The following is a 23,101-nucleotide window of genomic DNA, read 5'->3' as shown; positions in this document are numbered from 1 at the left end:
TCCGGTGACTACGCTGGCGGGCATGGCCGACGTTTCGCCGACCGGGTCACCCGATCCGGTCGATCACCACAGCTCTCCACCGGCGCCCGCGCTGGCTTCGTCGGCCCCACCGGCCCCTTCGTCGGCCCCTTCGCCGGCACCGCAGTTCGCGCCGGCACCGCAGTCCTGGCCGGCCGACGGCGTGGCGCCGCCCTATGCGCCGGTCACGGTGACCGCCGAGGCGGTCCCGTCGGACGCGGTGCCCCCGTTCCCGGCCGAGATGGTGCAGACCGTCGCCCCGATCCCGGGCCGCCGGGCCGGCTGGCGCCGCTGGCTGCCGATCACCCTGGTGATCCTGCTGATCGCCGGCGCCGCCATCGGCATGCTGGTCTTCCTGGGCTTCAGCATCGGCCTGGCCGGCCTGGCCGTCGGCCTGACCGCGGCGATCCTCCCGGTCCCGCTGCTGGCCAGCGCGTTCGCCTGGCTGGATCGGTATGAGCCGGAGCCGGTCAAATATCTGATCTTCTGCTTCGCCTGGGGCGCCGCGGTGGCGACCGCCGCGGCGCTCGCCGTGAACACCGGCGCCGCCTGGCTGTTCGACAAGATCGGCCTGCCGGACGCGCTGGTCGCGGTCCTGGTCGCGCCGTTCATCGAGGAGTCGATGAAAGCGCTCGGCCCGGTCCTGCTGTTCTGGAAACGTCGCGCCGAGTGGTCCGGCATCACCGACGGCATCGTCTACTGCGGGCTCTCCGCGCTCGGCTTCGCCATGGTGGAAAACGTGCTCTACCTCGGCGGTCACGGCTACGCCGCGGGCGCCAGTGAGTACGGCCCGGCCACCGGCCTGACCAACGTCTTCGCCATCTTCATCGTCCGGATCCTGTTCACCGGCTTCGCGCACCCGCTGTTCACCTCGATGACCGGCATCGGCCTGGGCATCGCGGCCCGCTCCGCGAACAAGAACGTGCGCTGGCTGGCCCCGATCGGCGGCCTGCTCCTGGCGATGATGCTGCACGGCACGTTCAACCTGCTGCCGACGCTCTCCGCGGCCACCGGCGAGTCGCTGATCATGCTCTACGGCTATCTCGGCTTCATGGTGCCGTTCTTCTTCACCGTGGTCGGTTTCGCGATCGCGCTGCGCAGCTGGGAGGGCCGGCTGGCCGAGCGGGTGCTGCACCACTACGTGCACACCGGCTGGTTCGCGCCGCCCGAGGTGGCCGCGCTGGGCAGCCTGGGCCGGCGGCACTCGGCCCGGCAGTGGGCCAAGCGGGTGGCCGGTCCGCCCGGGGGCAAGGCGATGCGCAACTTCCAGTTCGCCGCGACCCGGCTGGCGCTGCTGCGGGACGGCATGCAGCGGGGGCTGGCGGGTGACCCGCTGGAGATGGCGAAAGCGGCCGCCGAGGAGCGGGAGCTGCTCGGGGCGGTCACCGGGTACCGGTCGGTGTTCGCCGGGCGGGACCCGCAGACGCCGCCGGCGTGGTGGGACGGGCGGACCTACCAGATCACGTTCCCGGACGGGGTGGTGCGCACGGTGGCGCCGCCGGCCGAGCCGGTGATGCCGGTGCCGGTGCGGCTGCCTCCGCCGATGCCGGCCTACCCGGGCGGTTACGGGCCTGGTTACGGGCCCCCGCCGGGTTACGGGCCGCCGCCCGGTTACGGGCCGCCGCCGTTCGCGCCGCCGCCGGGGCCGCAGTATCCGGGGCAGGCGCCTTACAAGTAGAGGCCGGTGCCGTCCGACTCGACCCGGGTGGCCGCGACCGCGTGCACGTCCCGCTCGCGGAGCAGCACGTACTCCTTGCCGTGCAGCTCCACCTCGGAACGGTCGTCCGGGTCGAACAGGACCCGGTCACCGACCACGATCGACCGCACGTTCGGCCCGACGCCGACGGCGGTGGCCCAGGACAGGCGCCGGCCCATCGAGGCGGTCGCCGGGATGACGATGCCCGCGGTGGAGCGGCGTTCGCCCTCCCCACCGTCCTGGCGGACGAGAACTCGGTCGTGGAGCATCCGGATCGGCAGGCCGGTCTCGGTGCGGGCGGTGTCGGCACTCACGAATGCAGACGGTACGCCGCCACCCGGACGACCGTTCCGTGTGGTCCGGATCGCGCCGGGTGCGCGTCCGGGGCGCGTGGGCACTACCGTGATGAGCGGATAGTCGATGGGCGAGGGGGTAGGCGGTTGAACCGCTTGCAACGGGTCCGGGAAAACCTGCGGAAGGCCTACGACACGGGACGGGAGTCGGTCCGGATGGCGCGTGTCACCCGGCCCCCACGGGAGCCGGAGCCGGAGGAGGACGACTTCGTCCCGCCGCAGCCCGAGCCGGCCGTGGTGCACGGTTCGACCAGCAGCCTGGACGACGTGGACGTGCCGCACTCGCTGCGGATCGCCGCGGCCTGGAGCTGGCGGCTCATCGTGGTCGGCCTGGTCGGTTACGCCGGGCTGAAGTTCATCGGCATGGTCGAGCTGGTGGTCGTTCCGCTGACGATCGCGCTGCTGCTCACCGCGCTGCTCGGCCCGGCGGTCGGCTGGCTGCTCAAGCTGCACCTGCCCCGCTCGCTGGCCACCTTCCTGGTGCTGGTCGGCGGGCTGGGCGCGGTGGTCGGGACGCTGACCCTGGTGGTCAACCAGTTCATCGACGGCGTCCCGCAGCTGACCGAGAAGGCCAGCGCCGGCGTCCGGCAGATCCAGGACTGGGCGCGGACCGGCCCGCTGCACCTCTCCGACAAGCAGGTCGACCAGGCCATCGACTCCGCGCAGAACTGGGTGAACGACAACACCTCGTCGCTCACCTCGACCGGCATCTCCACCGCGGCGACCGTGTTCGAGCTGCTCACCGGCCTGCTGCTGGTGCTCTTCGCGACGTTCTTCTTCCTCCGGGACGGCCGCAAGATCTGGCGGTTCATGGTCCGGCTGTTCCCGGTGAACGCGCGCTGGTCGCTCGCCGACGCCGGCGACGCGTCCTGGGCCACGCTGGGGGCATATGTGCGGGCCACCGTGCTGGTGGCCTTCATCGACGCGGTTGGCATCGGGCTGGCGTTGCTCGTGCTGGACGTGCAGTTCGCGTTCCCGCTGGCCGCGCTGGTGTTCCTGGGCGCGTTCATCCCGATCGTCGGTGCGGCGGTCTCCGGCTCGGTGGCGGTGCTGGTCGCCCTGGTCACCCAGGGCTGGGTGGTCGCGCTGATCACGCTGGGCGCGGTCATCCTGGTGCAGCAGCTGGAGGGCCACGTCCTGCAACCGCTGATCATGGGCCGGGCGGTGGCCATCCACCCGCTCGCGGTGATCATCGGGATCGCCTGCGGGGTGGTGCTGGCCGGGATCATCGGGGCGCTCGTGGCGGTGCCCCTGATCGCGGTGCTGAACACGGGCATCCGCAGGTTGTCCCGTCGCCGGCCGGAGATCCCGCCGGACGCGGTGGTGGTCACGGCGGGCAGCGGCGGCTGAGTGGGGCGGGGTTTCGATGGTGCTCGCGGTCTCTGCACGCGCGACCTAGTCCGGCCGCCGGTTGCGGTCCGTGCTGGGTCTCGGTCTGCGCGCCAGGCCATGTCTCTGCTGGTCACCGCCCCGGCCGCCGGTTACGCCCCGGCTGATGCCCCGGTCCGACCTGGTCCGCGCCCGGTTCCGGTCCGCAGCCACCGTTTCTGACCGTGGTCCGACTTTCCGGTACGCGGTGCGGCCCGCGAACCTCAGGTCATGCCGCCTGCCGTGCCCGGTGCGCTCGGGCGGCTGGCGCTGGTGGCCCTATCGCGGTTGTGGATGGGGCGGTGGGGGCCAGCTCGACGGGTTCCGGCTGGTCCTGGTGGCCCTATCTCGGTCGTGGATGGGGCGGTGGGGGCCAGCTCGACGGGTTCTGGCTGGTCCTGGTGGCCCTATTCCGGTCGTGGATGGGGCGGTGGGGGCCAGCTCGACGGGTTCTGGCTGGTCCTGGTGGCCCTATTCCGGTTGTGGATGGGGCGGTGGGGGCCAGCTCGACGGGTTCTGGCTGGTCCTGGTGGCCCTATTCCGGTTGTGGATGGGGCGGTGGGGGCCAGCTCGACGGGTTCCGGCTGGCGCTGGTGGCCCTATTCCGGTTGTGGATGGGGCGGTGGGGGCCAGCTCGACAGGTTCCGGCTGGTCCTGGTGGCCCTATCTCGGCCGTGGATAGGGCCATGGGCGCCAGCTCGACGGGTTCCGGCTTGCGCTGCAGGCCCTTAGCCGCCTTGGTTAAGGGCTATCGCCGTGCCAGCCCGGATGCCCTGGCTCGCGTTGGGCCGGTAGGGGCTCCGAGCGCAAGTCGTGGCGTGGATGGGGAGATGCGGGCACGCGATGGGCGTACCGGAAACCGGTCCGCCTCTGGGCAACCGCCGGCGGCAAGCGGGACCGCGCCGTCGAAGTAGCGGGCGGGGCCTCAACGATGGCCAGCAGCGCCCGCGGCTCGACATTCCGACCGCCATCGTCCGTGCGCGGCGGCTAAGACGGTGATCAACAGCCCAAGGGCCATACACACAATGGCGGGTTGTCCACAGGGCTCTGACGTGATCATGCGGGGTGCCGGGACAATGGTCGCGGTGGCCCGCCCCCAGGGAGGGTGGGGACTGGGATCGGCGGGGCGGCTTTGGGCGTACCGGGAAGCGGTTGTGGATCTGGAAAAGCGCAAGGGCGGGACCCCCGGAGGAGTCCCGCCCCGAACAGAGCGTGGGTCAGGCGGTGGCGACGCTGAGGGAGACCTCGTTGACGCCGCGGGTCACGTCGACCGCGAGCTCGCCGTTGCCGAACCGGCTGAGCGCGCGCAGCGTCCAGGAGCCCGGGGCGGCGAAGAAGCGGAACACGCCCTCCGGCGAGGTGACGACCTCGGCGGTGAACTCACCGGAGCCGTCCAGCAGGCGAACGTAGGCGCCGCCCACGGCCTCGCCTTCGGCGCTGCTCACGATGCCGGTGATGACGGTTTCCTTCTCCAGGTCGACGCTCGCGGGGAGGGGAGCGGACTGGTCGGGAGCGGCGCAACCGGCCGCGATGTTGGCGGTCGCCGCCGTGGTGTTGGCAGTCATGATTGATCAGGCCTTTCCGGGCTCGTCGCCGAGGGCGATCGGCACACCGATGAGGGAGCCGTACTCGGTCCAGGAACCGTCGTAGTTCTTCACGTTCTCCTGGCCGAGCAGCTCCTTGAGCACGAACCAGGTGTGCGAGGAACGCTCGCCGATCCGGCAGTACGCGATGGTGTCCTTGCTGCCGTCCAGCCCGGCGTCGCCGTAGATCTTGGCGAGTTCCTCGTCGGACTTGAACGTGCCGTCCTCGTTGGCGGCCTTGCTCCACGGCACGCTGATCGCGGTCGGGATGTGACCGGCGCGCTGCGACTGCTCCTGCGGCAGGTGCGCGGGGGCGAGCAGGCGGCCGGCGAACTCGTCGGGGCTGCGCACGTCGACCAGGTTCTTCACGCCGATGGCCTGGACGACCTCGTCGCGGAACGCGCGGATCTCCAGGTTCGGCGCCTTCGCGACGTACTCGGTCTTGGCGCGGGCCGGGACGTCCTTGGTGTAGACGCGGGCGTCCAGCTCCCACTTCTTGCGGCCGCCGTCGAGCAGCTTGACCGACTCGTGGCCGTACAGCTTGAAGTACCAGTACGCGTACGCCGCGAACCAGTTGTTGTTGCCGCCGTACAGGATCACGGTGTCGTCGTTGGAGATGCCGCGCTCGGACAGCAGGGCGGAGAACTGCTCCTGGTTGACGAAGTCACGCCGGACCGGGTCCTGGAGGTCCTGCTTCCAGTCGATCTTGATGGCGCCCGGGATGTGCCCGCCGTCGTACGCGGTGGTGTCCTCGTCGACCTCGACGAAGACGATGCCGGGGGTGTCCAGGTTCTTCTCGGCCCAGTCGGCCGATACGAGTGCGTTGTCGCGACTCATCGTTTCACTCCTTGTGGGTGAGTGGGTGAGTCAGCGCACGGAGGTGTGGTCGCACTCCGCGCGGACCCATGGATAGGTGGGATCACGGGCTGGTTGTGCGACGGCGCCACTGCCGGACAGGGAGATGCCCTGGGCTAGGAAGAGAAGGTGCTCAGCACCGAGTGGCCCCGTCAGTCAGACGGAGCGACACAGGCACGCGGCCACGCGACACAGGTCGATCGCGCGCCTTTTCGTGAGCAACAGGCTCATGAGTCGGACCCTACCAGCGGTTCCAGACCCCGGAACAGTCCCGACCACGATCCGGGACGAGGCGGGGGTCACAGACCGCCGGCGTTGAGGTTCACGTTCGTCGCCCCGAAGGTGACCTGGAGGCCGTCCGGGGTCGGAGTCAGCGAACGCACCTTGAGCTGCAACGGGAGCTCCGGGGCGGGGAGGTCGAGACCGAGCTTGCCGGCATAGGAGTCGATCGCGTTCTGGATGCCGGGGAGATCCGGAAGATTCGTCGCCTTCACGTCGGCGAAACGGACCCGAATCCCTCCGTTGACCACCGACAGCTTGGCGGTGCCGGCCAGGTCGAGCTGCTGCCCGAGCACGGTGACCGTGGCCGAGCCGACCAGGTTGCCGTCCTTCTCCGACAGCTTCAGGCCCTTCTGCCCGATCAGCTCGATCAGCTGCGGGTAGTCGATGGTGCCGGTGCCGGTCAGGGTGCCGGCCACCACCTCGCCCGTGCCGCTGCGCAGCGCGTCGAGCGGGGCCGTGACGTCCTTGGCCCGGATGTCCAGCAGGTCCAGGTGGATCTGCTCGCCGGTGCCGGTGGGCCCGCTGAAGTTCGGCAGCTGGATCTGGATCTCCTGGTACTCCCCGCGGAGCACCTGCGTGACGAACGGGACGCCCTTGATGTCCACCTCGGGGGTGTCGCTGCTGGCCTTGCGGGCCCGGACCTGCTCGGCGACCTTGTCCCCGATCACGCCCTCGGCGTACGACGCGCCCCACCGGTCGACCACCACCAGGCCGGCCAGCAGCAGGAGCAGCAGCACCCCGACCGCGATCAGGAGCCCCCGTCCCCGGCGGCGGCGCGGGCGCTGGTCGGTTCCGTACTCCTCGGTCACGGGCCCTCCCGGTTCGTGGACTGTTGGGGACCGTACATGCCCACGTCCACGGTCCCGGGAAACGAGAGGTTCAGGTCAAGTAGAGGTGCACCAGTAGATAGGCCGTCGCGAAGGTGAGCGCGAACCCGCCCAGCGGGCCGGTCATGTGCCGGGCCAGCCAGAACGTCGGCGCCTCGCCGGCCAGCCGGCGGCCCGCCTCGCCGAAGTTGACCGCCAGGTCGACCAGGATCGCCGCGACCGCCGCGACCAGGCCGGCCACCGCGCCCTTGGCCGGGGTGAACGGGTACACCAGCAGGCTGCCCAGCCACGCGGTGGCGAAGGTGCCGATCATCGCGCCCAGCACCACGCCGGCCGCGCCGCGGGGGACCTGCGCGGCGATCCGCGGTTTCGGGAACACCGCGTCGGTCAGGCGGGAGATCAGCAGGGCCAGCCCGGCGCCGGTGCAGCAGACCAGGATCGCCTGCGAGCCGACCGGCTGCCGGGTGAGCACGATCGGGATCGCGTAGGCCACCACGCCCAGCACGATCAGCAGCGTGGTCCGCCACGAGTCGCCGACCCGGTGCCGGTCGTCGGCCCGGATCAGCTGGCCGCCCAGCGCCACCACGAAACCGGCCACCGCCACGTAGAGCAGGGGCAGCAGCGCGGCCTCGGCGGTGGTGGCGGCGAGGTAGCAGGCCACCAGGCCGGTGGCGCCGCTGATCGCGGCGGTCGCCGCGCGGGCCGGCGGGTTCAGCGCCATGGTCCAGGCCAGCAGGCCGAGGAGCTGGACGCCGAACAGGATCACCGCGTACGCCGCGCGACTGTCCGGCGCGGTGGTCAGCGCCCCGGTGATCAGCGCCGCGCCGAGCAGCGCCGCGAAGCCGCCGATCGCCACCGACAGCTTGGGGCGGACCGGGACGACCTCGATCTCCTCGAACTCCTCCTCGTCCTCCGCGTCCGGATCGACGGAGGAGGGCCGCTCCTCGGGCTCGTCCTCGGGCACGGCGCCGTACATCCCGGCTTTGGGGCGGCCCGGGTGCAGACGTGCGACGTCACGGGAGGCGTCGGCGTCCCAGGGGTCGTCCTGCGGCATGGAGGGGAACACGCCTGCGATCGTGCCAGAAGGGCGCCTCGGGCCCAACTTTGTAAAAGGCGCGTTACAAACCCACCGAGCAGGGGTTTAGTACGTCACTTGCACGTACGAAGCCATGGCGGCAACCGATGGATCGGTTAAGGTAACCGCAACCCACCCGTCGGTGACGCCGGGCCCAGTCTCTCCGGTGGCGAAGCTATGAGCTGCGCAGACCGGGTCACCCGAGCGGCCTGAGTGCCGCGAGGACGGAGGTGAGTGTGGAGATCCTTCTGTTGGTGACGGCACGTGCCGGTGAGCCTTCCGCCGTGCTGCCCGCCCTGGACCTGCTGCCCCACTCGGTTCGGACCGCACCCCGTGACGTGCGCACCCTGGTGTCCGGGCCGAGCCCCGACGCCGTTCTGGTCGACGCCCGTTCCGAGCTCTCCGAGGCGCGTGCCACCTGCCGCATGCTGCACGCGACCGGCATCGGTGTCCCGCTGATCGCGGTGGTCACCGAGGCCGGCCTGATCGCGCTGAACGCCGATTGGGGCGTCGACGACGTGATCCTGGCCAGCGCGGGCCCGGCCGAGGTCGAGGCCCGGCTGCGGCTCTCGGTCGGCCGGCTGAACAACGCGACCGCCGGTGCCGGCGGCTCGATCCGAGCCGGCGAGCTCAACATCGACCCGGACACCTACGCGGCGAAGCTCAAGGGTCGTCCGCTCGACCTGACGTACAAGGAGTTCGAGCTCCTCAAGTTCCTCGCCCAGCACCCGGGCCGGGTCTTCACCCGGGACCAGCTGCTCCGCGAGGTCTGGGGTTACGACTACTTCGGTGGCACCCGCACCGTCGACGTGCACGTCCGGCGCCTGCGCGCCAAGCTGGGCTCGGAGTACGAGTCGATGATCGGCACCGTGCGCCAGGTGGGCTACAAGTTCGTGGTCCCGCCGTCCGGCCGCCAGCTGCCGGACAACGACCCGGTCTCGCTCCCGGTCTGACGCTCACCTGATGGAAAGGCTGTCCGCCGCCGAGAGCGATGCCGTCCTGGCCCTGGCCGACGCGGCGGACTACCCCCTTTCCGAGGACGTGGAGCTGCGCGTCCGCAACGGCGGGGGCCGGCATTTCCTGGCCCGCGCCGAGGACGGCAGCCTGGCCGGTTACCTGTTCGTCGAGGACGGGTCCGGTGAACTCGTCGTGCACCCGGCGCACCGCCGCCGCGGTCACGGCACCGCGCTGCTCGCCGCCGCCGGCGACGGGCCGCTGCGCATCTGGGCGCACGGGGACGATCCCGCGGCCCGGGCCTTCGCCGAGCGCCACGGATTCACCCGATCGAGGGTTCTCTGGCAGATGCGCCGCTCGCTGCTGGAGCCGCTGCCGGACATCCCGCTGCCGGACGGCGTGACCGTCCGCGGCTTCCGCCCCGGCTCCGACGAGCCGGCCTGGCTCGAGGTGAACGCGAAAGCCTTCGCCGAGCACCCGGAGCAGGGCCGCTGGACGATCGAGGATCTGCGGCTGCGTGAGGCGGAGCCGTGGTTCGACCCGGCCGGCTTCCTGCTCGCCGTGGACATCGCGGACACCCTGCTCGGCTTCCACTGGACCAAGGTGCACCCGGCGGCCGGGGCGGACCCGGCGCTCGGCGAGATCTACGTGCTCGGGGTGGACCCGTCCGGGCACCGGCGTGGGCTGGGCGCGGCGCTGAGCGTGGCCGGCCTGCGGCACCTGGCCGCCGCCGGCCTGACCGTGGCCGGTCTCTACGTGGACGAGTCGAATGCCGCCGCCGTGGCGCTGTACCGGCGGCTCGGGTTCGAGATCTACAAGGCGGATATCAACTACAGCCGGTAACCGGCGGTTCTTTTGTGCGGCGGCGCACACGCTCTTGGTAACGCCCAGGACAAGCCGATATCTCGCTGAGGTCACGAGCAGGCGCCCTTATCCGACATTTCGGATGGCAGGAGCGCGGTTCACTTAACGGACAACTAGCAATCAGTGCTCGGCCACCTCGGGGGCCAAACGTGTTCACTCCCAGTTCATTTGCGACCGGTTCGCAGGTCACTTGGCACTCTTAGTTTTCCCTTCGAGCCGGTGAGCGACCGGCTGCACTGAACCCGAAGGGGACGACAACCGTGAAGTTCCAGCGGTCCGGTCTTGTTGCCGGCATTGCTTTGACTGCGACCATCGCGCTCACCGCGTGCGGCTCGGACAACGCCGACAAGGGCTCGGACACCGGCGCCGCGGCGCCGTCCGCGGGCACCTGTGCCGGTGGCACCCTGGCGGCTCAGGGCTCGAGCGCTCAGAAGAACGCCATGGACGAGTGGATCAAGGCGTACACCGCGGCCTGTTCCGACGCCAAGATCGACTACCAGGGCACCGGTTCCGGCGCCGGCGTCAAGGCCTTCATCTCGGGCCTGGCCGACTTCGCCGGCTCCGACTCGGCCCTGAAGGACGACGAGCAGCCCCAGGCCGACACCAAGTGCGGCTCGCCGGCGCTCAACCTCCCGATGGTCACCGGCCCGATCGCCGTGGTCTACAACGTGCAGGGCGTCGACGGCCTCCAGCTGTCGTCCGCCACCATCGCGAAGATCTTCTCCGGCAAGATCACCAAGTGGGACGACGCGGCGATCAAGGCGGAGAACGCGGACGCCAAGCTCCCGTCGGCCACCATCGAGTCGGTGCACCGCTCGGACGAGTCCGGCACCACCGACAACTTCACCAAGTACCTCAGCAAGACCGCCGAGGCGGTCTGGACCTTCGACCACGCCAAGGCGTGGGCGGCCCCGGGCGGCACCGGCGCCAAGGGCTCGGACGGCATCGCCTCCAAGGTCAAGGGCACCCCGAACACCATCTCCTACGTCGAGCTGTCCTTCGCGGAGAACAGCGACCTGCAGAAGGCCAAGATCAAGAACGGCGCCGGTGAGTACACCGAGCTGACCCCCGAGGCGGCCGGCAAGACGATCGAGGGCGCGACGGTCAAGGGCACCGGCGACGACCTGAAGCTGGACATCGACTACAGCACCAAGACGGCCGGCGCCTACCCGATCGTCCTGGCGACCTACGAGATCGTCTGCACCAAGTACGCGGACGCTGCCAAGGGCAAGGCGGTTCAGGGCTTCCTGAAGTACACCTCCTCCGCCGAGGGCCAGAAGAAGCTCGCGGACCTGGGCTACGCGCCGCTGCCCGAGACGGTTCGCGCCAAGGTCGCGGCCTCGGTCGGCAAGCTTTCCTGACCCCGGTTCGTAAATCCCTCCGAGACGACAGCGAGCGCGTAGATGGGTGACTATCCCTCCCGCTCGGTGAACGCCACCGCCGGCGACCTGGGTGTGACTCCTCGTCACGCCCGGGGCGCCGGCTCCGGCGTGTCCCCGAGCAGTTACGAAGAGCCCCCGTTCGGCGGTGGCGGTGCCCTGCCGAAGAAGTCCCGGTTCTCGATGGAGACCGGCTTCCGCGGCCTCTCCACGGCCGCGGGCGCGATGGTGCTGGTCATCATCGTCGCGATCGCCGTCTTCCTGGTCTCGAAGGCGATCCCGGCGCTCAGCGCCGACAAGGAGAACTTCCTCACCTACAACCGGTGGAGCCCGAACGCCGAGAACCCGGCCTTCGGCATCGCCGTCCTGGCCTTCGGCACCCTGCTGTCGTCGGTCATCGCGCTGATCGTCGCGGTGCCGATCGCGCTGGGCATCGCGCTGTTCCTGTCGCACTACGCCCCGCGCCGGCTGGCCACGCCGCTCGGTTTCGCGATCGACCTGCTCGCCGCCGTGCCCAGTGTGGTCTTCGGCCTCTGGGGCCGCGACGTGTTCCAGGAGCCGGTCCGGGAGTTCTCGGTCTGGCTGAACCACTACTTCGGCTGGCTGCCGATCTTCGGCGGCGAGGGCCCGTTCGGCCAGTCGATCATGCTCGGTGGCCTGGTGCTGGCGATCATGGTGCTGCCGATCGTCACCTCGCTGTCCCGGGAGGTCTTCCAGCAGACCCCGGCGATGAACGAGGAGGCCGCGCTGGCGCTCGGCGCGACCAAGTGGGAGATGATCCGCACCGCCGTGCTGCCGTACGGCAAGCCCGGCGTGATCGCCGCCGTGATGCTCGGCCTGGGCCGCGCACTCGGCGAGACCATCGCGCTGGCGCTGACCCTCGGCATCACCTGGGAGATCTCGTTCAACCTGATCCAGACCGGCGGCAACTCGATCGCCGCGAACATCGCCAACTCCTTCGGCGAGGCGAACGACATCGGCCGGGGCGCCCTGATCGCCTCGGGTCTGGTCCTGTTCGCCATCACTCTGGTGGTCAACATGACGGCGCGGGCGATCATCTACCGCCGTCGCGAGTTCCGGGACAGTGCCGCATGAGCCTTCTGGATCGTGAGATGCCGGACGTCGTGATGACGCCGGACAACATCCGCAGCCGTACCTTCCCGCTCGCGGCCAACCTCGGCGTCGCCGCCGGCGCGCTGGTGCTGGCGGCCGCCGTGGTGCTCGGCACCGGCATCGGCAACTGGGTGCTGGTCGTCGTCCTGGCCGGCGTGCTCTACCTGGTCGGCCTGAACATCTTCGCCGCCCGGGTGGAGGGCAAGCGGGCCGCCCGCAACCGGATGTGGCAGGCCATGATCTACACCGCCTGCGTGCTGGCGGTCCTGCCGCTCGCCTCGGTGGTCTGGACACTGGTCTCCAAGGGCCTGGAGCGGCTCGACGGCGACTTCTTCGGCAGCTCGATGGCGAACATCGGCGCCCGCGACGCGAACGGTGGCGCGTACCACGCCATCATCGGCACCCTGGAGCAGGTCGGCATCGCCACCCTGTTCGCCGTGCCGCTCGGCGTGCTCGGCGCGATCTACCTGGTCGAGTACGGCAAGGGCCGGTTCGCCGGCACGGTCCGCTTCTTCGTGGACGTGATGACCGGTATCCCGTCGATCGTGGCCGGCCTGTTCATCCTGTCGTTCTGGGTGCTGATCGTCAGCCCGTGGTTCAACGACGGGAACCCGGAGTACTCCGGCTTCGCGGCCGCGCTGGCGCTGACCGTGCTGATGCTGCCGACCATCGTGCGCTCCACCGAGGAGATGCTGCGCCTGGTGCCCGGTCCGCTGCGGGAGGGCGCGTACGCGCTCGGCGTCCCCCAGTGGAAGACGATCCTCAAGGTCGTCCTCCCGACCGCCGCCCCGGGCATCGTCACCGGCGTCATGCTCGCCATCGCCCGCGCGGCCGGCGAGACGGCCCCGGTGCTGCTGGTCGCGGGTGGTCTCGCCCGGATCAACTTCGACCCGTTCGCCGGCGGTCAGTCCTCGCTGGCGCTCTACGTGTTCCAGCAGGCCGGCGACGCCTCGAAATACGCGCCGGCCCGCGCCTGGACCGCCGCGCTGACGCTGGTCGCGCTCGTGCTGATCTTCACCATCGGCGCCAAGCTGCTCGCCCGCCGCAACAAACTGACCCGGTAAAAGAGGTTCCCCCACCATGGCCAAGCGCATCGAGGCGAGCAACGTCTCCTCCTACTACGGTTCCTTCAAGGCGATCGACAACGTCTCGATGGTCGTCGAGCCGAAGACCATCACCGCCCTGATCGGCCCGTCCGGCTGCGGCAAGTCGACCTTCCTCCGGTCGATCAACCGCATGCACGAGGTCCTGCCGAACGCCCGGATCGAGGGCCGCCTCACCATCGACGACCAGAACATCTACGACCAGGACGTGGACATCACGGCCGTGCGCCGCATGATCGGCATGGTCTTCCAGCGGCCCAACCCGTTCCCGACCATGTCGATCTACGAGAACGCGGTCGCCGGGCTCCGCCTCAACGGCGTGAAGAAGAAGTCGATCCTGGACAACGCCGCCGAGCAGTCGCTGCGCTCGGCGAACCTCTGGGACGAGGTCAAGGACCGCCTGGACCGCCCGGGCGCCGGCCTCTCCGGCGGTCAGCAGCAGCGCCTCTGCATCGCCCGCACCATCGCGGTCGAGCCGCAGGTCGTGCTGATGGACGAGCCGTGTTCCGCGCTCGACCCGATCTCGACGCTGGCGATCGAGGACCTGATGTTCAAGCTGAAGGACCGCTTCACGATCATCATCGTCACGCACAACATGCAGCAGGCCGCCCGGGTCAGCGACAAGACCGGCTTCTTCTCGATCGACAAGACCGGCGAGCCCGGCCGACTGATCGAGTACGCCGACACGCAGAAGATCTTCAGCAACCCGTCGCAGAAGAAGACCGAGGACTACATCACCGGCCGCTTCGGCTGAGGTCCGCTTTTCGAGAGCGCCGGTTTCGCGTACGCGAATCGGCGCTCTTTGTTCTTCACAGCGTCAGCGTGGCCGTTCCGTCCGCGGCGACGTCGATCCTCGGCATCACCGGGTTGGCGGCGTCGCGGTGCGCGGAGGCGTCCACCACCCCGGGGATCGAGCCGCCCGCCGCGATCTGGTTGAGGGTGTGCCGGGTGGGCGGCAGCATCGGCAGGCCGGCCGCGTCCCGCGGGTCGATCCAGGCAGTCCGGTCGGCCTCGCCGGAGACGTCCCGGGCGTCCTGCGACTCCGGCAGCAGCGCCACGAAGAACCAGGTGTCGAACCGTTTCGGCTCGAACTCCGGGGTGATCCACCGGGCCCACGGCAGCAGCAGGTCGTCGCGCAGCCGCAGCCCCCGGCGCTCCAGCAGCTCGGCCATGGTCAGCTCGCGGCGCAGCACCGCGGCCCGGTCCGACTCCCAGGCCGGGTCCTCGGTGCCGGCCACCGTGCGGTCCGGCTCCGCGGCCGGGCCGGCCAGCACCACCCCGGCCTCCTCGAACAGCTCCCTGGCTGCCGCGCCGACCACGGCGCGGGCCTGCTCCTGCGGCACGCCGAGGCGCTCGGCCCAGTCGTCGCGCAGCGTCTCCGGCCGATCGGACGGGTCGACCGCGCCGCCCGGGAACGCGTAGACACCGCCGAACGCCATCGAGGTCCGCCGGCGCAACACGTACACCTGGAAGGCGTCGCCGGACGGCCTCAGCAGGACCACCGTGGCGGCCGGGCGGGCCGGCGCGGCCGGACCGGTGAAATCCCGGGCCCTCTGCATCATCGCGGGCGGAAGCGGCATCGGTTCGGTCACCGGTCGATCGTGCCACCTTCCGGGTCGTTCAGGCGGCTCCCCGGGCACCGGATGAGCGATACCGTATGGATCATGACCGGACAGACCGTTCGCTGGGGCATCCTCGGGCTCGGCGGGATCGCCGCCACCTTCGCCGCCGACCTCCCGCTGGTGCCGGGGGCCGAGCTGGCCGCCGTCGGCTCGCGCAACCAGGCGACCGCCGACGCCTTCGCGGAGCGCTTCGGGTTCGCCCGGGCACACGGCTCGTACACCGCGCTGGCCGCCGACGACGGGGTGGACGTGGTCTACGTCGCCACCCCGCACGCCTTCCACCTGGCCGCCGCGCTGGAGTGCGTCGAGGCCGGCAAGGCGGTGCTGGTGGAGAAACCGATCACCCTGGACCTGCCGTCCGCGGCCCGGCTGATCGAGGCGGCCCGGACCCGCGGGGTGTTCCTCATGGAGGCCATGTGGATGCGCTGCAACCCGGCCGTCCGCAAGGCCGCCGAGCTGGTCGAGGAGGGCACGATCGGCTGGGTGAGCGCGGTGCACGCGGACTTCGGCCTCCAGGGCCCGTTCGCCGCCGAGCACCGGCTGCGCGCCCCCGAGCTGGGCGGTGGCGCACTGCTCGACCTGGGCGTCTACCCGATCCACCTGGCCCACCTCTTCCTCGGGCTGCCGATCTCGGTGCAGGCCTGGGCACACCTGACCCCGGAGCGGGTGGACGAGCACACCGGGGTCCTGCTCGGCTATCAGTCCGGCGCGGTCGCCGCCCTGACGTGCAGCATCAACGGCGCCAGCCGCAACGCCGCGTCGATCACCGGCACCGACGGCCGCATCGACATCCCGCCCGGCTTCATGGTCCCGCGCTCGTTCACTCTCAGCCGCCCGGACAAGGCCCCGGAGACGTTCGAGTTCGAGTTCCCGGGCAGCGGCTACCAGTTCGAGGCGGCCGAGGTCCAGCGCTGCCTGGCGGCGGGTGAGCTGGAGAGCCCGCTGGTCTCGCAGACGACGACGCTGGAGGTCATGAACCTCCTCGACTCCATCCGCGAGCAGGTCGGCGTCTACTACCCGCCCGGCCCCGCCTGATGCCCGCTCCCCGGCCGTCCGCTTCATCTGAAGATCAAATTCTTCATCGACGCGCGTCCGCCGGGGTGCGGACCGCATGCTCCCGCGCGGGCCGAGGCCGGCGATCTGGCCGCTGACGCGTCCAGGGCGATCGCCGGCCTCTTCACTGTCCGCGGCTGGTTCCGGAGATCAAACCCCAGCTGGTCCCCAGCGCCCTATCCCCGTCCCGGATAGGGCCGTCAGGACCAGCCGGACACTGCTCGGCTGGTCTTCAGCGCCCTATCCCGGTCCCGGATAGGGCGATCAGGGCCAGCCGGGTACTGCTGGGCTGGCCTTCAGCGCCCTGTCCCGGTCTTGGGTAGGGCCGTCAGGGCCAGCCGGACACTGCTCGGCTGGTCCTCAGCGCCCTGTCCCGGTCTCGGGTAGGGCCGTCAGGGCCATCCGGAACTGCTGAGCTGGCCTTCAGCGCCCTATTCCGTTCCTGGATAGGGCCGTCAGGGCCAGCCGGGTGCTGCTGGGCTGGGCTTCAGCGCCCTGTCCGGGTCTTGGGTAGGGCGGTCAGGGCCAGCCGGGTGCTGCTGGGCTGGGCTTCAGCGCCCTATCCCGAGCACGGATAGGGCCGTCAGGGCCAGCCGGGTTTGTCATGGCCGTGCTCGGCTTACCGATGAGTGGCTGCCAAGTCGCGTTATGCCAACCCGAGTCGATGTGATCCCTTCCCGGCCCGTCCAGGGCGGTGGGGGTTCGGTGACCACCCGCGGATCGTGAAGGGTGGGCTGATCGGTTTGGACGCGTCAGCGGCCAGATCAGCCCGCCCGGCCCGCGCGGGAGCATGCGATCCGGACCCGAGCGGACCTGCGTAGATGAAGATTTTGAAGCTGATCTCGGGGCGGCGAAAAGCGATCAGGAGAACAGGGGGCGGCAGACGAAGTACATGAGGCAGGCCAGCAGGGCGGCGGCGGGGAACGTGGTGATCCAGGCGATGACGATGTTGCCGGCGACGTTCCAGCGGACGGCGCTGAGGCGTTTGGTGGCGCCCACGCCCATGATGGCCGAGGTGATGGTGTGTGTTGTGGAGATGGGCGCCTTGAGGACCCAGGCGTTGAAGTACAGGACCGCGCTGGCCACCGTCTCGGCGGCGAAGCCCTCGGACGGGCCCAGGTCGATGATTTTGCGGCCCAGGGTGCGGATGATCCGCCAGCCGCCGGTGTAGGTGCCGGCCGCCAGCATCGTGGCGGACGCCCAGTAGACCCACTGCGGGATGTGTGTGGTGTCGTCCTGGAAACCGCCGGTGTAGAGCGCCAGCACCACGATGCCCATGGTCTTGGCCGCGTCCTGGGTGCCGTGCCCGATCGCCATCGCGGCGGCGGAGACGGTCTGGGCGCCGCGGAAGCCGCGGTTGAGCCGGCCCGGGTGGCCGCGGCGGAACGTCCACATCAGCGCGATCATCGCGACGAAGCCGAGGACCAGCCCGACCACGGGGGAGAGCACCATCGGGATCAGGACCTTCTTCACGATGGTGGCCCACTGGACGGCGCCGATGCCGGCCACCAGGGTGGCGCCGACCAGGCCGCCGAACAGCGCGTGCGACGAGCTGGACGGCAGGCCGAAGTACCAGGTGATCAGGTTCCAGGCGATGGCGCCGAGCACGCCGGCGAAGACGACGCCCAGGCTGGGGACGCCGATCGGCAGGTGGACCAGCCCCTCGCCGACGGTCTGGGCGACCTTGGTGCCCAGGTGCGCGCCGACGAAGTTGCCGACGGCGGCCATGGCGAGGGCGACCCGCGGGGTGAGGGCGCGGGTGCTGACACTGGTCGCGATCGCGTTCGCCGCGTCGTGGAAGCCGTTGGTGTAGTCGAACACCATCGCGACGGCGATCACCGCCAGGACGGCGACGAGTTCCGGAGACACCTTCTTACGACTCCTTGACCGCTATGGTCTCGATCGTGTTCGCCACGTGCTCGAACGCGTCGCAGGCCGCCTCCAGCTCGTCGGCGACCTCCTTCATCTTCAGGACGGTCAGTGCGTCGTACTCCCCGGAGAAGAGGCGGACCAGCAGCATCCGGTAGGCGCGATCGCCGTCGTTCTCCAAGCGGTTGATCTCGATCCAGTACTCCTCGAGACCCTTCATCGAGCGCAGCCGGGGCATCGCGTCCGACGTGATTTTCGCCTGCTGGTCGAGCACCGTGATCAGCTCGTGCATCTCCCGGGGCAGCGACGGCAGCTCGGTCAGGCCGTAGAGGTAGAGCAGGTTGCCGACCGCCTCCAGGTGGTCCATCACGTCGTCCAGCTGGGAGCCGAGCGAGTAGATGTCGGCCCGGTCGAACGGCGTGATGAAGGTGGAGTTGATCTTTTTGTAGAGCTCGTGGGTGATCGCGTCGCTGTCGTGCTCGACGTCGCTCAGCCGTTCACTGACCGACTGGACGTCCACGCCGGGCAGAGCCAGCTCGTTGAGCAGCTCGGTGCCCTTCACCAGGTTCAACGAGGCCTTGGTGAAGAGGTCGTAGAAGACGCCCTCGACGGGACGGAATGAGAACTTCACGGCACGGACCTCGATCGACGGGTTTTTCTCGCTTGATCTCCGCAGGCATGCTATCGGTCCACGGGGGTTCACCCGTTCGACACGGTCCCAAACCGGCGCAGGTGCTTTGCGAGCCCGGCCACGTCGGTGTCGGCGATGACGTCCACCCCGGCGTGGATCAGCTCGGACCAGATCGCCGTCCGGGCCCGGCGGGACGCGTCCGGCAGGCCGCTGATCCGGACCAGGTGGCCCTCGTCGTGCGCGGCCTGGACCAGTGCGTGCAGCTGGTGGCGTTCCTCGGCGGTGATCGGCTCGCGGCCGTCCCAGCCGAACCGGTGGGTCCACGGCTCGCTGAGCACCGGCACCAGGTCCAGCGGGACCGGGCCGGCGCCCAGGACGTCGAAGGAGCCCTCGGCGAACGCGTACCGCACCGGCTGGGCGGCGAGCAGTTCGCGGGCGTCCACGATGCCGGCCACGGTGACCGAGACCACGCCCGGCGTCAGCTCCCCGCCGGCGCTGCGGCTCAGCAGCGGCGCGTGGTCGCGTAGCTGCTGGTCCAGCATCCGGTAGGCGCGCAGCAGCGACGCGGGGTCCCGGTTCGGCCCGGCGAACTCGATCACCAGCTGGAACGGCGCCCGCTGGTCGCTCCAGAGCCGCCCGGCGGTGGCCTGGGCACGGGTGAACAGCGGAGCCAGCACCAGCCGGCGCAGCGTGCGGCCGGGCCGCGGGTCGCCCGGGCCGAGGAACAGCTCACCGTGCGGACCGGGGGTGACCCGGACGGTCATCCCGCCCAGCCCGAGCCGCAGCACCACCGGCAGCGGGTCGGTGAGCCGGTCCGGGACCAGCGCGTGCCCGGCGGTCAGGCAGGGGCGGGGCCGGCGGGCCAGGGCGATCGACATGGCGCCGCCCGCGCCGGCGAGTCCGGCCAGGCTGCCCGCGAGAGTCGCCATGTCCTGCACGTGCGCTCACCACCCTATTTACGGGGAATATCCCGTTTCATACTGTGGCACAGGTGATACCTGACCTTGGGCAAGCCGCGCAGAATATGCCCATGCCGTCGACTGCCGTGTCCGAGTTCGAGGTCCACCGGTCCTATCTGACGGCGGTCGCGTTCCGCATTCTCGGCAACCGGGCCGAGGCCGAGGACGCGGTGCAGGAGGCCTGGCTGCGCTTCGCGCAGCAGCCCGACATCCGGGATCCGCGCGGCTGGCTGACCACGGTCACCTCACGGATCTGCCTGGACCAGCTCAATTCGGCTCGGGTACGCCGGACCGCGTACCCCGGTGAGTGGCTCCCGGTGTTCGCCGTCGACCCGGACGCCGACCCGGCCCTGCTCGCCGAGCGGGCCGACCAGGTCAGCATGGCGCTGCTGGTGGTCCTGGAGCGGCTCACCCCCGAGCAGCGCGTGGCGTTCGTGCTGCACGACGCGTTCGGGGTGCCGTTCGAGGAGGTGGCCGCGGTGCTGGACACCACGCCCGCGTCGGCCCGCCAGCACGCCTCGCGGGGCCGTCGGGCGGCGGCCGAGGGCGGCATCCGGCACACCGCCGGGACGGCCGAGCAGCGGCGGGTGCTGACCGCTTTCCTGGTCGCGGCAGAGAGCGGCGATTTTCGTACGCTGGCCGCGGTCCTGGCCCCGGACGTCGTCGCGATCAGCGACGGCGGCGGGGTGGTGCGCAGCGCGCTGCGGCCGATCCTCGGGCCGGAGAAGGTGGGCCGGTTCTTCCACGGCCTGTTCACCCACCGGCTGGTCGACATGACTCAGATCACGGTCGAGCCGGTGCTGGTCGAGGGCGGCGCGGCGGTGCTGCTGCGCGGGCAGCTGGACGGCGCCCCGTTCCGCTCGGTGCTCACGGTCGCCGTCGACGGCGGGCGGATCACCGGGATCTTCACCCAGCAGAACCCGGAGAAGGTGTTACTGGGTGACCTCTAGCAGGTGCTTGCGGTAATGCGTGGCGAACGGCTCGGTGCCGTCGCCCAGCCGGCCGAGCAGGAACTGAGCGGCCGCATTGGCGTGGCCGACCAGGTCCTCCGGGTAACCGAACAGCGTCCGGTGCTCGTCGAACTCGTCCTCGTCACGGAGCTCGACCAGGTTGGTCTCGCGCCGCCGGACCACGTCCAGGTCCAGGTCGACGATGTGCACCGTGTCACCCTCCCAGCGGGCCGGGGTGGTGATGTCGCAGTAGACCTCGCTGGTCCGCGGCGGCGGGTTGAACATCCCCGTCCACCAGGCGTGATGCGGGATGAGCAGGACGAACGGGATCTGCTCGACGGACGGGCGGCCGTGGTAGACCGACGCGGTGCCCTGCGTCACGCCGACCCAGACGCCCAGGTCGTCCTCGGCCAGCCGGCGGGCCGGATAGTCGCGATGCGCCGAACCGTCGTACTTCGTGTAGATGACCCGGACCATCTCGCTCGGCATGGGTGCACCCTAACGGTGCACCGGTTCTGTCGGTGGTCCCGGGTACGGTTCCTGGGTGCCCGCAGCTACCAAGAAGAAGGCGACCGCCGGACAGCTCCTCGCCGCCGCGGTCGGCGCCGTCCCCGGCGGCTCCTCCCGCCCAGGTCAGCAGGCCATGGTGGAGGCGATCGAGAAAGCGATCAAGGACCGGACACACCTGCTCGTCCAGGCCGGCACGGGCACCGGCAAGAGCCTGGGTTACCTGACTCCCGCGCTGCTCGTCGAGGGTCCCGTGGTCGTCTCCACGGCCACCCTCGCCCTGCAAAATCAACTGGTCGAGCACGACCTTCCCCGGCTGGCCACCGCGGTCGAGCCGGTCCTCGGGCGCAAGCCGACCTTCGCCGTCCTCAAGGGCCGGCACCACTACCTCTGCATGGCCAAGCTGGAGCACGCCGACTCCGAGGCGCCCACCGACACCCTCTTCGACGACGCGCCCGCGCCCAAGGCCGGGCAGTGGCTGGGCGAGGCGGGCAAGATCGGCAAGCAGGTCGTCCGGATCCGCAAATGGGCCGACAAGACCCAGACCGGTGACCGCGACGAGCTCGACCCCGGCGTCGACGAGAGCGCGTGGCGGGCGGTCTCCATGCCGGCCCGCGACTGCGTCGGCGCGGCCAAGTGTCCTTATGGGCAGGAGTGCTTCGCCGAGGCGTCCCGGGTGCGCGCCCGCGAGGCCGACATCGTGGTCACCAACCACAGCCTGCTCGCCGTCGACATGCTCGCCGAGCGGCACATCATCCCGCCGCACAAGCTGCTCGTCGTCGACGAGGCGCACGAGCTGGCCGAGCGGGTCTCGTCCGCCTCGCAGGCCGAGCTCACCCCGGACGCGATCGAGCGGGCCGGCCGCCGCGCGCGCACCCTGGTCCCGCCGGCCGCCGCCGAGTCGCTCGCCGAGGCGGCCGACGCGCTCACCGTGGCCCTCGCCGACGTGCCGGCCGGCCGGCTCACCGGCGGCCTGCCCGACCCGCTCCGGCAGGCGGTCACCGTGCTGGAGTCGGCCACCCGGGCCGCGCTCACCGGGATCGGCGACATCAAGTCCGACGATCCCGACCCGGTGCGCAAACAGCAGGCCAAAGCGGTTCTCGACGAGCTCTCCACCACCGCCCAGCGGCTGCTGGAGGAGGACGACTTCGACGTGGCCTGGGTGGAGAAATCCGACCTCGGCGCCGGGCGGCGGGCGCTCGTGGTCGCGCCGCTCTCGGTGGCCGGCACGCTCGCCCAGGCGTTGTACTCCGACCGCACGGTGGTGGCCGCCTCGGCGACGCTGACCCTGGGCGGCCGCTTCGACACCGTCGCCCGGTCGCTGGGGCTGCCGGTCGCCACCGCGGAGGCGTCCGAGGGGGACGGCTGGACCTCGCTGGACGTCGGTTCCCCGTTCGACTATCCGAAACAGGGGATTCTGTACGTCGCGGCGCACCTGCCCCGGCCGATGGCCTCCGGCCTGCCCGACGCCGCCGGCGAGGAGCTGGTGAAGCTCGTGCAGGCGCTGGGCGGGCGCACGCTCGGGCTGTTCTCCTCGCGCAAGGCGGCCACCCAGGCGGCCGAGCTGCTCCGGGCCAAGACCGACCTGCCGATCCTGCTCCAGGGCGAGGAGACGCTGCCGATTCTGGTCCGCAAGTTCCGGGAGGAGCAGGCCAGCTGCCTGTTCGGGGTGATGTCGCTCTGGCAGGGCGTGGACGTGCCCGGCGACTCGTGCCAGCTCGTGGTGATCGACCGGCTGCCATTCCCGCGCCCGGACGAGCCACTCGCGGCGGCCCGCTCGGCGGCGGTGGACGCGGCCGGCGGCTCCGGGTTCGCCTCGGTGAGCGTCCCGATCGCGGCGGTGCGGCTGGCCCAGGGCGTGGGCCGGCTGATCCGGTCGACCGGGGACAAGGGCGTGGTCGCGGTCCTGGACTCGCGCCTGGAGACGGCCCGGAGCTACGGCACGTTCCTGCGCAAGTCCCTGCCCCCGTTCTGGTACACGACGCGCTCCGAGGTGGCGATGGGCGCGCTCACCCGCCTCGCCCAAAGCTGAGGAGACAC

22 protein-coding genes are annotated in these 23,101 nt (G+C 70.7%); 11 read left to right on the top strand and 11 right to left on the bottom strand.

Annotated features, from left to right (window positions below):
- The first annotated feature begins 22 nt into the window (after positions 1-22).
- The gene (locus tag Aiant_RS18955) at positions 23-1,696 is read left to right on the top strand and encodes a PrsW family intramembrane metalloprotease (protein ID WP_229829791.1); all 1,674 of its coding nucleotides are present in this window, start codon (positions 23-25) and stop codon (positions 1,694-1,696) included.
- Here the strand turns inward: Aiant_RS18955 and Aiant_RS18950 are convergent.
- A complete protein-coding gene (locus Aiant_RS18950; protein WP_185046288.1) occupies positions 1,687-1,983 on the bottom strand; it encodes a GroES family chaperonin in 297 nt (98 codons plus the stop codon). The two genes, Aiant_RS18955 and Aiant_RS18950, sit on opposite strands and share 10 nt — an antisense overlap.
- A gap of 240 nt (positions 1,984-2,223) precedes the next feature.
- Between Aiant_RS18950 and Aiant_RS18945 the strand changes: the two genes are divergently transcribed.
- Positions 2,224-3,417 carry an AI-2E family transporter gene (locus tag Aiant_RS18945; RefSeq protein WP_245006660.1) on the top strand — a complete coding sequence of 398 codons (1,194 nt, stop codon included), beginning with the start codon at positions 2,224-2,226 and terminating at the stop codon, positions 3,415-3,417.
- Positions 3,418-4,652: 1,235 nt separating this feature from the next.
- Here the strand turns inward: Aiant_RS18945 and Aiant_RS18940 are convergent.
- The 5 genes from Aiant_RS18940 to Aiant_RS18925 all read right to left on the bottom strand — a co-directional run bounded on the left by Aiant_RS18940 (position 4,653) and on the right by Aiant_RS18925 (position 8,048).
- Complete coding sequence (locus tag Aiant_RS18940) at positions 4,653-5,000, bottom strand: DUF1416 domain-containing protein (protein ID WP_189328242.1); 348 nt, start codon at positions 4,998-5,000, stop codon at positions 4,653-4,655.
- A gap of 6 nt (positions 5,001-5,006) precedes the next feature.
- Positions 5,007-5,855: a sulfurtransferase gene (locus Aiant_RS18935; protein ID WP_189328243.1), complete on the bottom strand. Its 849-nt coding sequence runs from the start codon at positions 5,853-5,855 to the stop codon at positions 5,007-5,009.
- A gap of 174 nt (positions 5,856-6,029) precedes the next feature.
- Positions 6,030-6,104, bottom strand: coding sequence for an Ms5788A family Cys-rich leader peptide (locus Aiant_RS46865; protein WP_342358078.1), 75 nt, complete (start codon positions 6,102-6,104; stop codon positions 6,030-6,032).
- A 68-nt stretch (positions 6,105-6,172) separates the two neighbouring features.
- Complete coding sequence (locus Aiant_RS18930) at positions 6,173-6,964, bottom strand: LmeA family phospholipid-binding protein (protein WP_229829792.1); 792 nt, start codon at positions 6,962-6,964, stop codon at positions 6,173-6,175.
- Between the two features lie 70 nt (positions 6,965-7,034).
- Positions 7,035-8,048, bottom strand: a complete 1,014-nt coding sequence (locus Aiant_RS18925; protein WP_229829793.1) for a hypothetical protein — start codon at positions 8,046-8,048, stop codon at positions 7,035-7,037.
- A gap of 245 nt (positions 8,049-8,293) precedes the next feature.
- Here Aiant_RS18925 and Aiant_RS18920 point away from each other — a divergent pair, with 245 nt between their 5' ends.
- From Aiant_RS18920 to pstB, 6 genes are all read left to right on the top strand, one after another.
- Positions 8,294-9,010, top strand: a complete 717-nt coding sequence (locus Aiant_RS18920; protein WP_185038085.1) for a winged helix-turn-helix transcriptional regulator — start codon at positions 8,294-8,296, stop codon at positions 9,008-9,010.
- Positions 9,011-9,020: 10 nt separating this feature from the next.
- Positions 9,021-9,854 (top strand): mycothiol synthase, encoded by an 834-nt coding sequence (gene mshD, locus Aiant_RS18915; protein WP_189328244.1) that lies wholly within the window; start codon positions 9,021-9,023, stop codon positions 9,852-9,854.
- A gap of 281 nt (positions 9,855-10,135) precedes the next feature.
- Positions 10,136-11,236: a phosphate ABC transporter substrate-binding protein PstS gene (gene pstS, locus Aiant_RS18910; protein WP_189328245.1), complete on the top strand. Its 1,101-nt coding sequence runs from the start codon at positions 10,136-10,138 to the stop codon at positions 11,234-11,236.
- Positions 11,237-11,278: 42 nt separating this feature from the next.
- A complete protein-coding gene (pstC, locus tag Aiant_RS18905) occupies positions 11,279-12,349 on the top strand; it encodes a phosphate ABC transporter permease subunit PstC (RefSeq protein WP_189328246.1) in 1,071 nt (356 codons plus the stop codon).
- A gap of 32 nt (positions 12,350-12,381) precedes the next feature.
- Positions 12,382-13,431, top strand: a complete 1,050-nt coding sequence (gene pstA, locus Aiant_RS18900; protein WP_425322704.1) for a phosphate ABC transporter permease PstA — start codon at positions 12,382-12,384, stop codon at positions 13,429-13,431.
- 16 nt (positions 13,432-13,447) lie between these two features.
- The gene (gene pstB, locus Aiant_RS18895) at positions 13,448-14,224 is read left to right on the top strand and encodes a phosphate ABC transporter ATP-binding protein PstB (RefSeq protein WP_189328248.1); all 777 of its coding nucleotides are present in this window, start codon (positions 13,448-13,450) and stop codon (positions 14,222-14,224) included.
- Positions 14,225-14,279: 55 nt separating this feature from the next.
- Here the strand turns inward: pstB and Aiant_RS18890 are convergent, their stop codons facing one another.
- Entirely contained in the window at positions 14,280-15,050 is a 771-nt protein-coding gene (locus Aiant_RS18890) for an NUDIX hydrolase (RefSeq protein WP_189328919.1), read from the bottom strand.
- 84 nt (positions 15,051-15,134) lie between these two features.
- On the opposite strand from Aiant_RS18890, the gene Aiant_RS18885 reads away from it, so the two are divergent.
- The gene (locus Aiant_RS18885) at positions 15,135-16,127 is read left to right on the top strand and encodes a Gfo/Idh/MocA family protein (RefSeq protein WP_189328249.1); all 993 of its coding nucleotides are present in this window, start codon (positions 15,135-15,137) and stop codon (positions 16,125-16,127) included.
- Positions 16,128-17,006: 879 nt separating this feature from the next.
- On the opposite strand, the gene Aiant_RS18880 is transcribed toward Aiant_RS18885, so the two are convergent.
- The 3 genes from Aiant_RS18880 to Aiant_RS18870 all read right to left on the bottom strand — a co-directional run bounded on the left by Aiant_RS18880 (position 17,007) and on the right by Aiant_RS18870 (position 19,574).
- The gene (locus Aiant_RS18880; RefSeq protein WP_189328250.1) at positions 17,007-18,014 is read right to left on the bottom strand and encodes an inorganic phosphate transporter; all 1,008 of its coding nucleotides are present in this window, start codon (positions 18,012-18,014) and stop codon (positions 17,007-17,009) included.
- 4 nt (positions 18,015-18,018) lie between these two features.
- Positions 18,019-18,645 (bottom strand): DUF47 domain-containing protein, encoded by a 627-nt coding sequence (locus tag Aiant_RS18875; RefSeq protein ID WP_189328251.1) that lies wholly within the window; start codon positions 18,643-18,645, stop codon positions 18,019-18,021.
- Between the two features lie 68 nt (positions 18,646-18,713).
- Positions 18,714-19,574: a PI-PLC domain-containing protein gene (locus tag Aiant_RS18870; protein ID WP_189328252.1), complete on the bottom strand. Its 861-nt coding sequence runs from the start codon at positions 19,572-19,574 to the stop codon at positions 18,714-18,716.
- A 101-nt stretch (positions 19,575-19,675) separates the two neighbouring features.
- On the opposite strand from Aiant_RS18870, the gene sigJ reads away from it, so the two are divergent.
- On the top strand, positions 19,676-20,554 hold the full coding sequence (gene sigJ / locus Aiant_RS18865; RefSeq protein WP_189328253.1) for an RNA polymerase sigma factor SigJ: 879 nt from the start codon (positions 19,676-19,678) through the stop codon (positions 20,552-20,554).
- Here sigJ and Aiant_RS18860 read toward each other — a convergent pair.
- Positions 20,537-21,043 carry a DUF402 domain-containing protein gene (locus Aiant_RS18860; protein WP_189328254.1) on the bottom strand — a complete coding sequence of 169 codons (507 nt, stop codon included), beginning with the start codon at positions 21,041-21,043 and terminating at the stop codon, positions 20,537-20,539. The genes sigJ and Aiant_RS18860 overlap by 18 nt on opposite strands.
- A gap of 55 nt (positions 21,044-21,098) precedes the next feature.
- On the opposite strand from Aiant_RS18860, the gene Aiant_RS18855 reads away from it, so the two are divergent.
- Complete coding sequence (locus Aiant_RS18855) at positions 21,099-23,093, top strand: ATP-dependent DNA helicase (RefSeq protein ID WP_189328255.1); 1,995 nt, start codon at positions 21,099-21,101, stop codon at positions 23,091-23,093.
- Positions 23,094-23,101: the final 8 nt, after the last annotated feature.

Source organism: Actinoplanes ianthinogenes (genome assembly GCF_018324205.1).
GTDB classification, from domain to species: domain Bacteria; phylum Actinomycetota; class Actinomycetes; order Mycobacteriales; family Micromonosporaceae; genus Actinoplanes; species Actinoplanes ianthinogenes.
The sequence above is the reverse complement of the archived record's forward strand: the minus strand, read 5'-3'. Positions and strand labels throughout refer to the sequence as shown.

Excerpts from the sequence above, each read along its gene's own strand:
- sigJ (WP_189328253.1), top strand. The coding sequence starts at position 19,676 with ATGCCGTCGACTGCCGTGTCCGAGTTCGAGGTCCACCGGTCCTATCTG.
- Aiant_RS18870 (WP_189328252.1), bottom strand. The coding sequence starts at position 19,574 with ATGGCGACTCTCGCGGGCAGCCTGGCCGGACTCGCCGGCGCGGGCGGC.
- Aiant_RS18890 (WP_189328919.1), bottom strand. The coding sequence starts at position 15,050 with ATGCCGCTTCCGCCCGCGATGATGCAGAGGGCCCGGGATTTCACCGGT.
- pstA (WP_425322704.1), top strand. The coding sequence starts at position 12,382 with ATGACGCCGGACAACATCCGCAGCCGTACCTTCCCGCTCGCGGCCAAC.
- Aiant_RS18935 (WP_189328243.1), bottom strand. The coding sequence starts at position 5,855 with ATGAGTCGCGACAACGCACTCGTATCGGCCGACTGGGCCGAGAAGAAC.
- pstB (WP_189328248.1), top strand. The coding sequence starts at position 13,448 with ATGGCCAAGCGCATCGAGGCGAGCAACGTCTCCTCCTACTACGGTTCC.
- Aiant_RS18940 (WP_189328242.1), bottom strand. The coding sequence starts at position 5,000 with ATGACTGCCAACACCACGGCGGCGACCGCCAACATCGCGGCCGGTTGC.
- Aiant_RS18950 (WP_185046288.1), bottom strand. The coding sequence starts at position 1,983 with ATGCTCCACGACCGAGTTCTCGTCCGCCAGGACGGTGGGGAGGGCGAA.
- Aiant_RS18860 (WP_189328254.1), bottom strand. The coding sequence starts at position 21,043 with ATGCCGAGCGAGATGGTCCGGGTCATCTACACGAAGTACGACGGTTCG.
- pstC (WP_189328246.1), top strand. The coding sequence starts at position 11,279 with ATGGGTGACTATCCCTCCCGCTCGGTGAACGCCACCGCCGGCGACCTG.
- mshD (WP_189328244.1), top strand. The coding sequence starts at position 9,021 with ATGGAAAGGCTGTCCGCCGCCGAGAGCGATGCCGTCCTGGCCCTGGCC.
- Aiant_RS18945 (WP_245006660.1), top strand. The coding sequence starts at position 2,224 with ATGGCGCGTGTCACCCGGCCCCCACGGGAGCCGGAGCCGGAGGAGGAC.
- Aiant_RS18885 (WP_189328249.1), top strand. The coding sequence starts at position 15,135 with ATGACCGGACAGACCGTTCGCTGGGGCATCCTCGGGCTCGGCGGGATC.
- Aiant_RS18955 (WP_229829791.1), top strand. The coding sequence starts at position 23 with ATGGCCGACGTTTCGCCGACCGGGTCACCCGATCCGGTCGATCACCAC.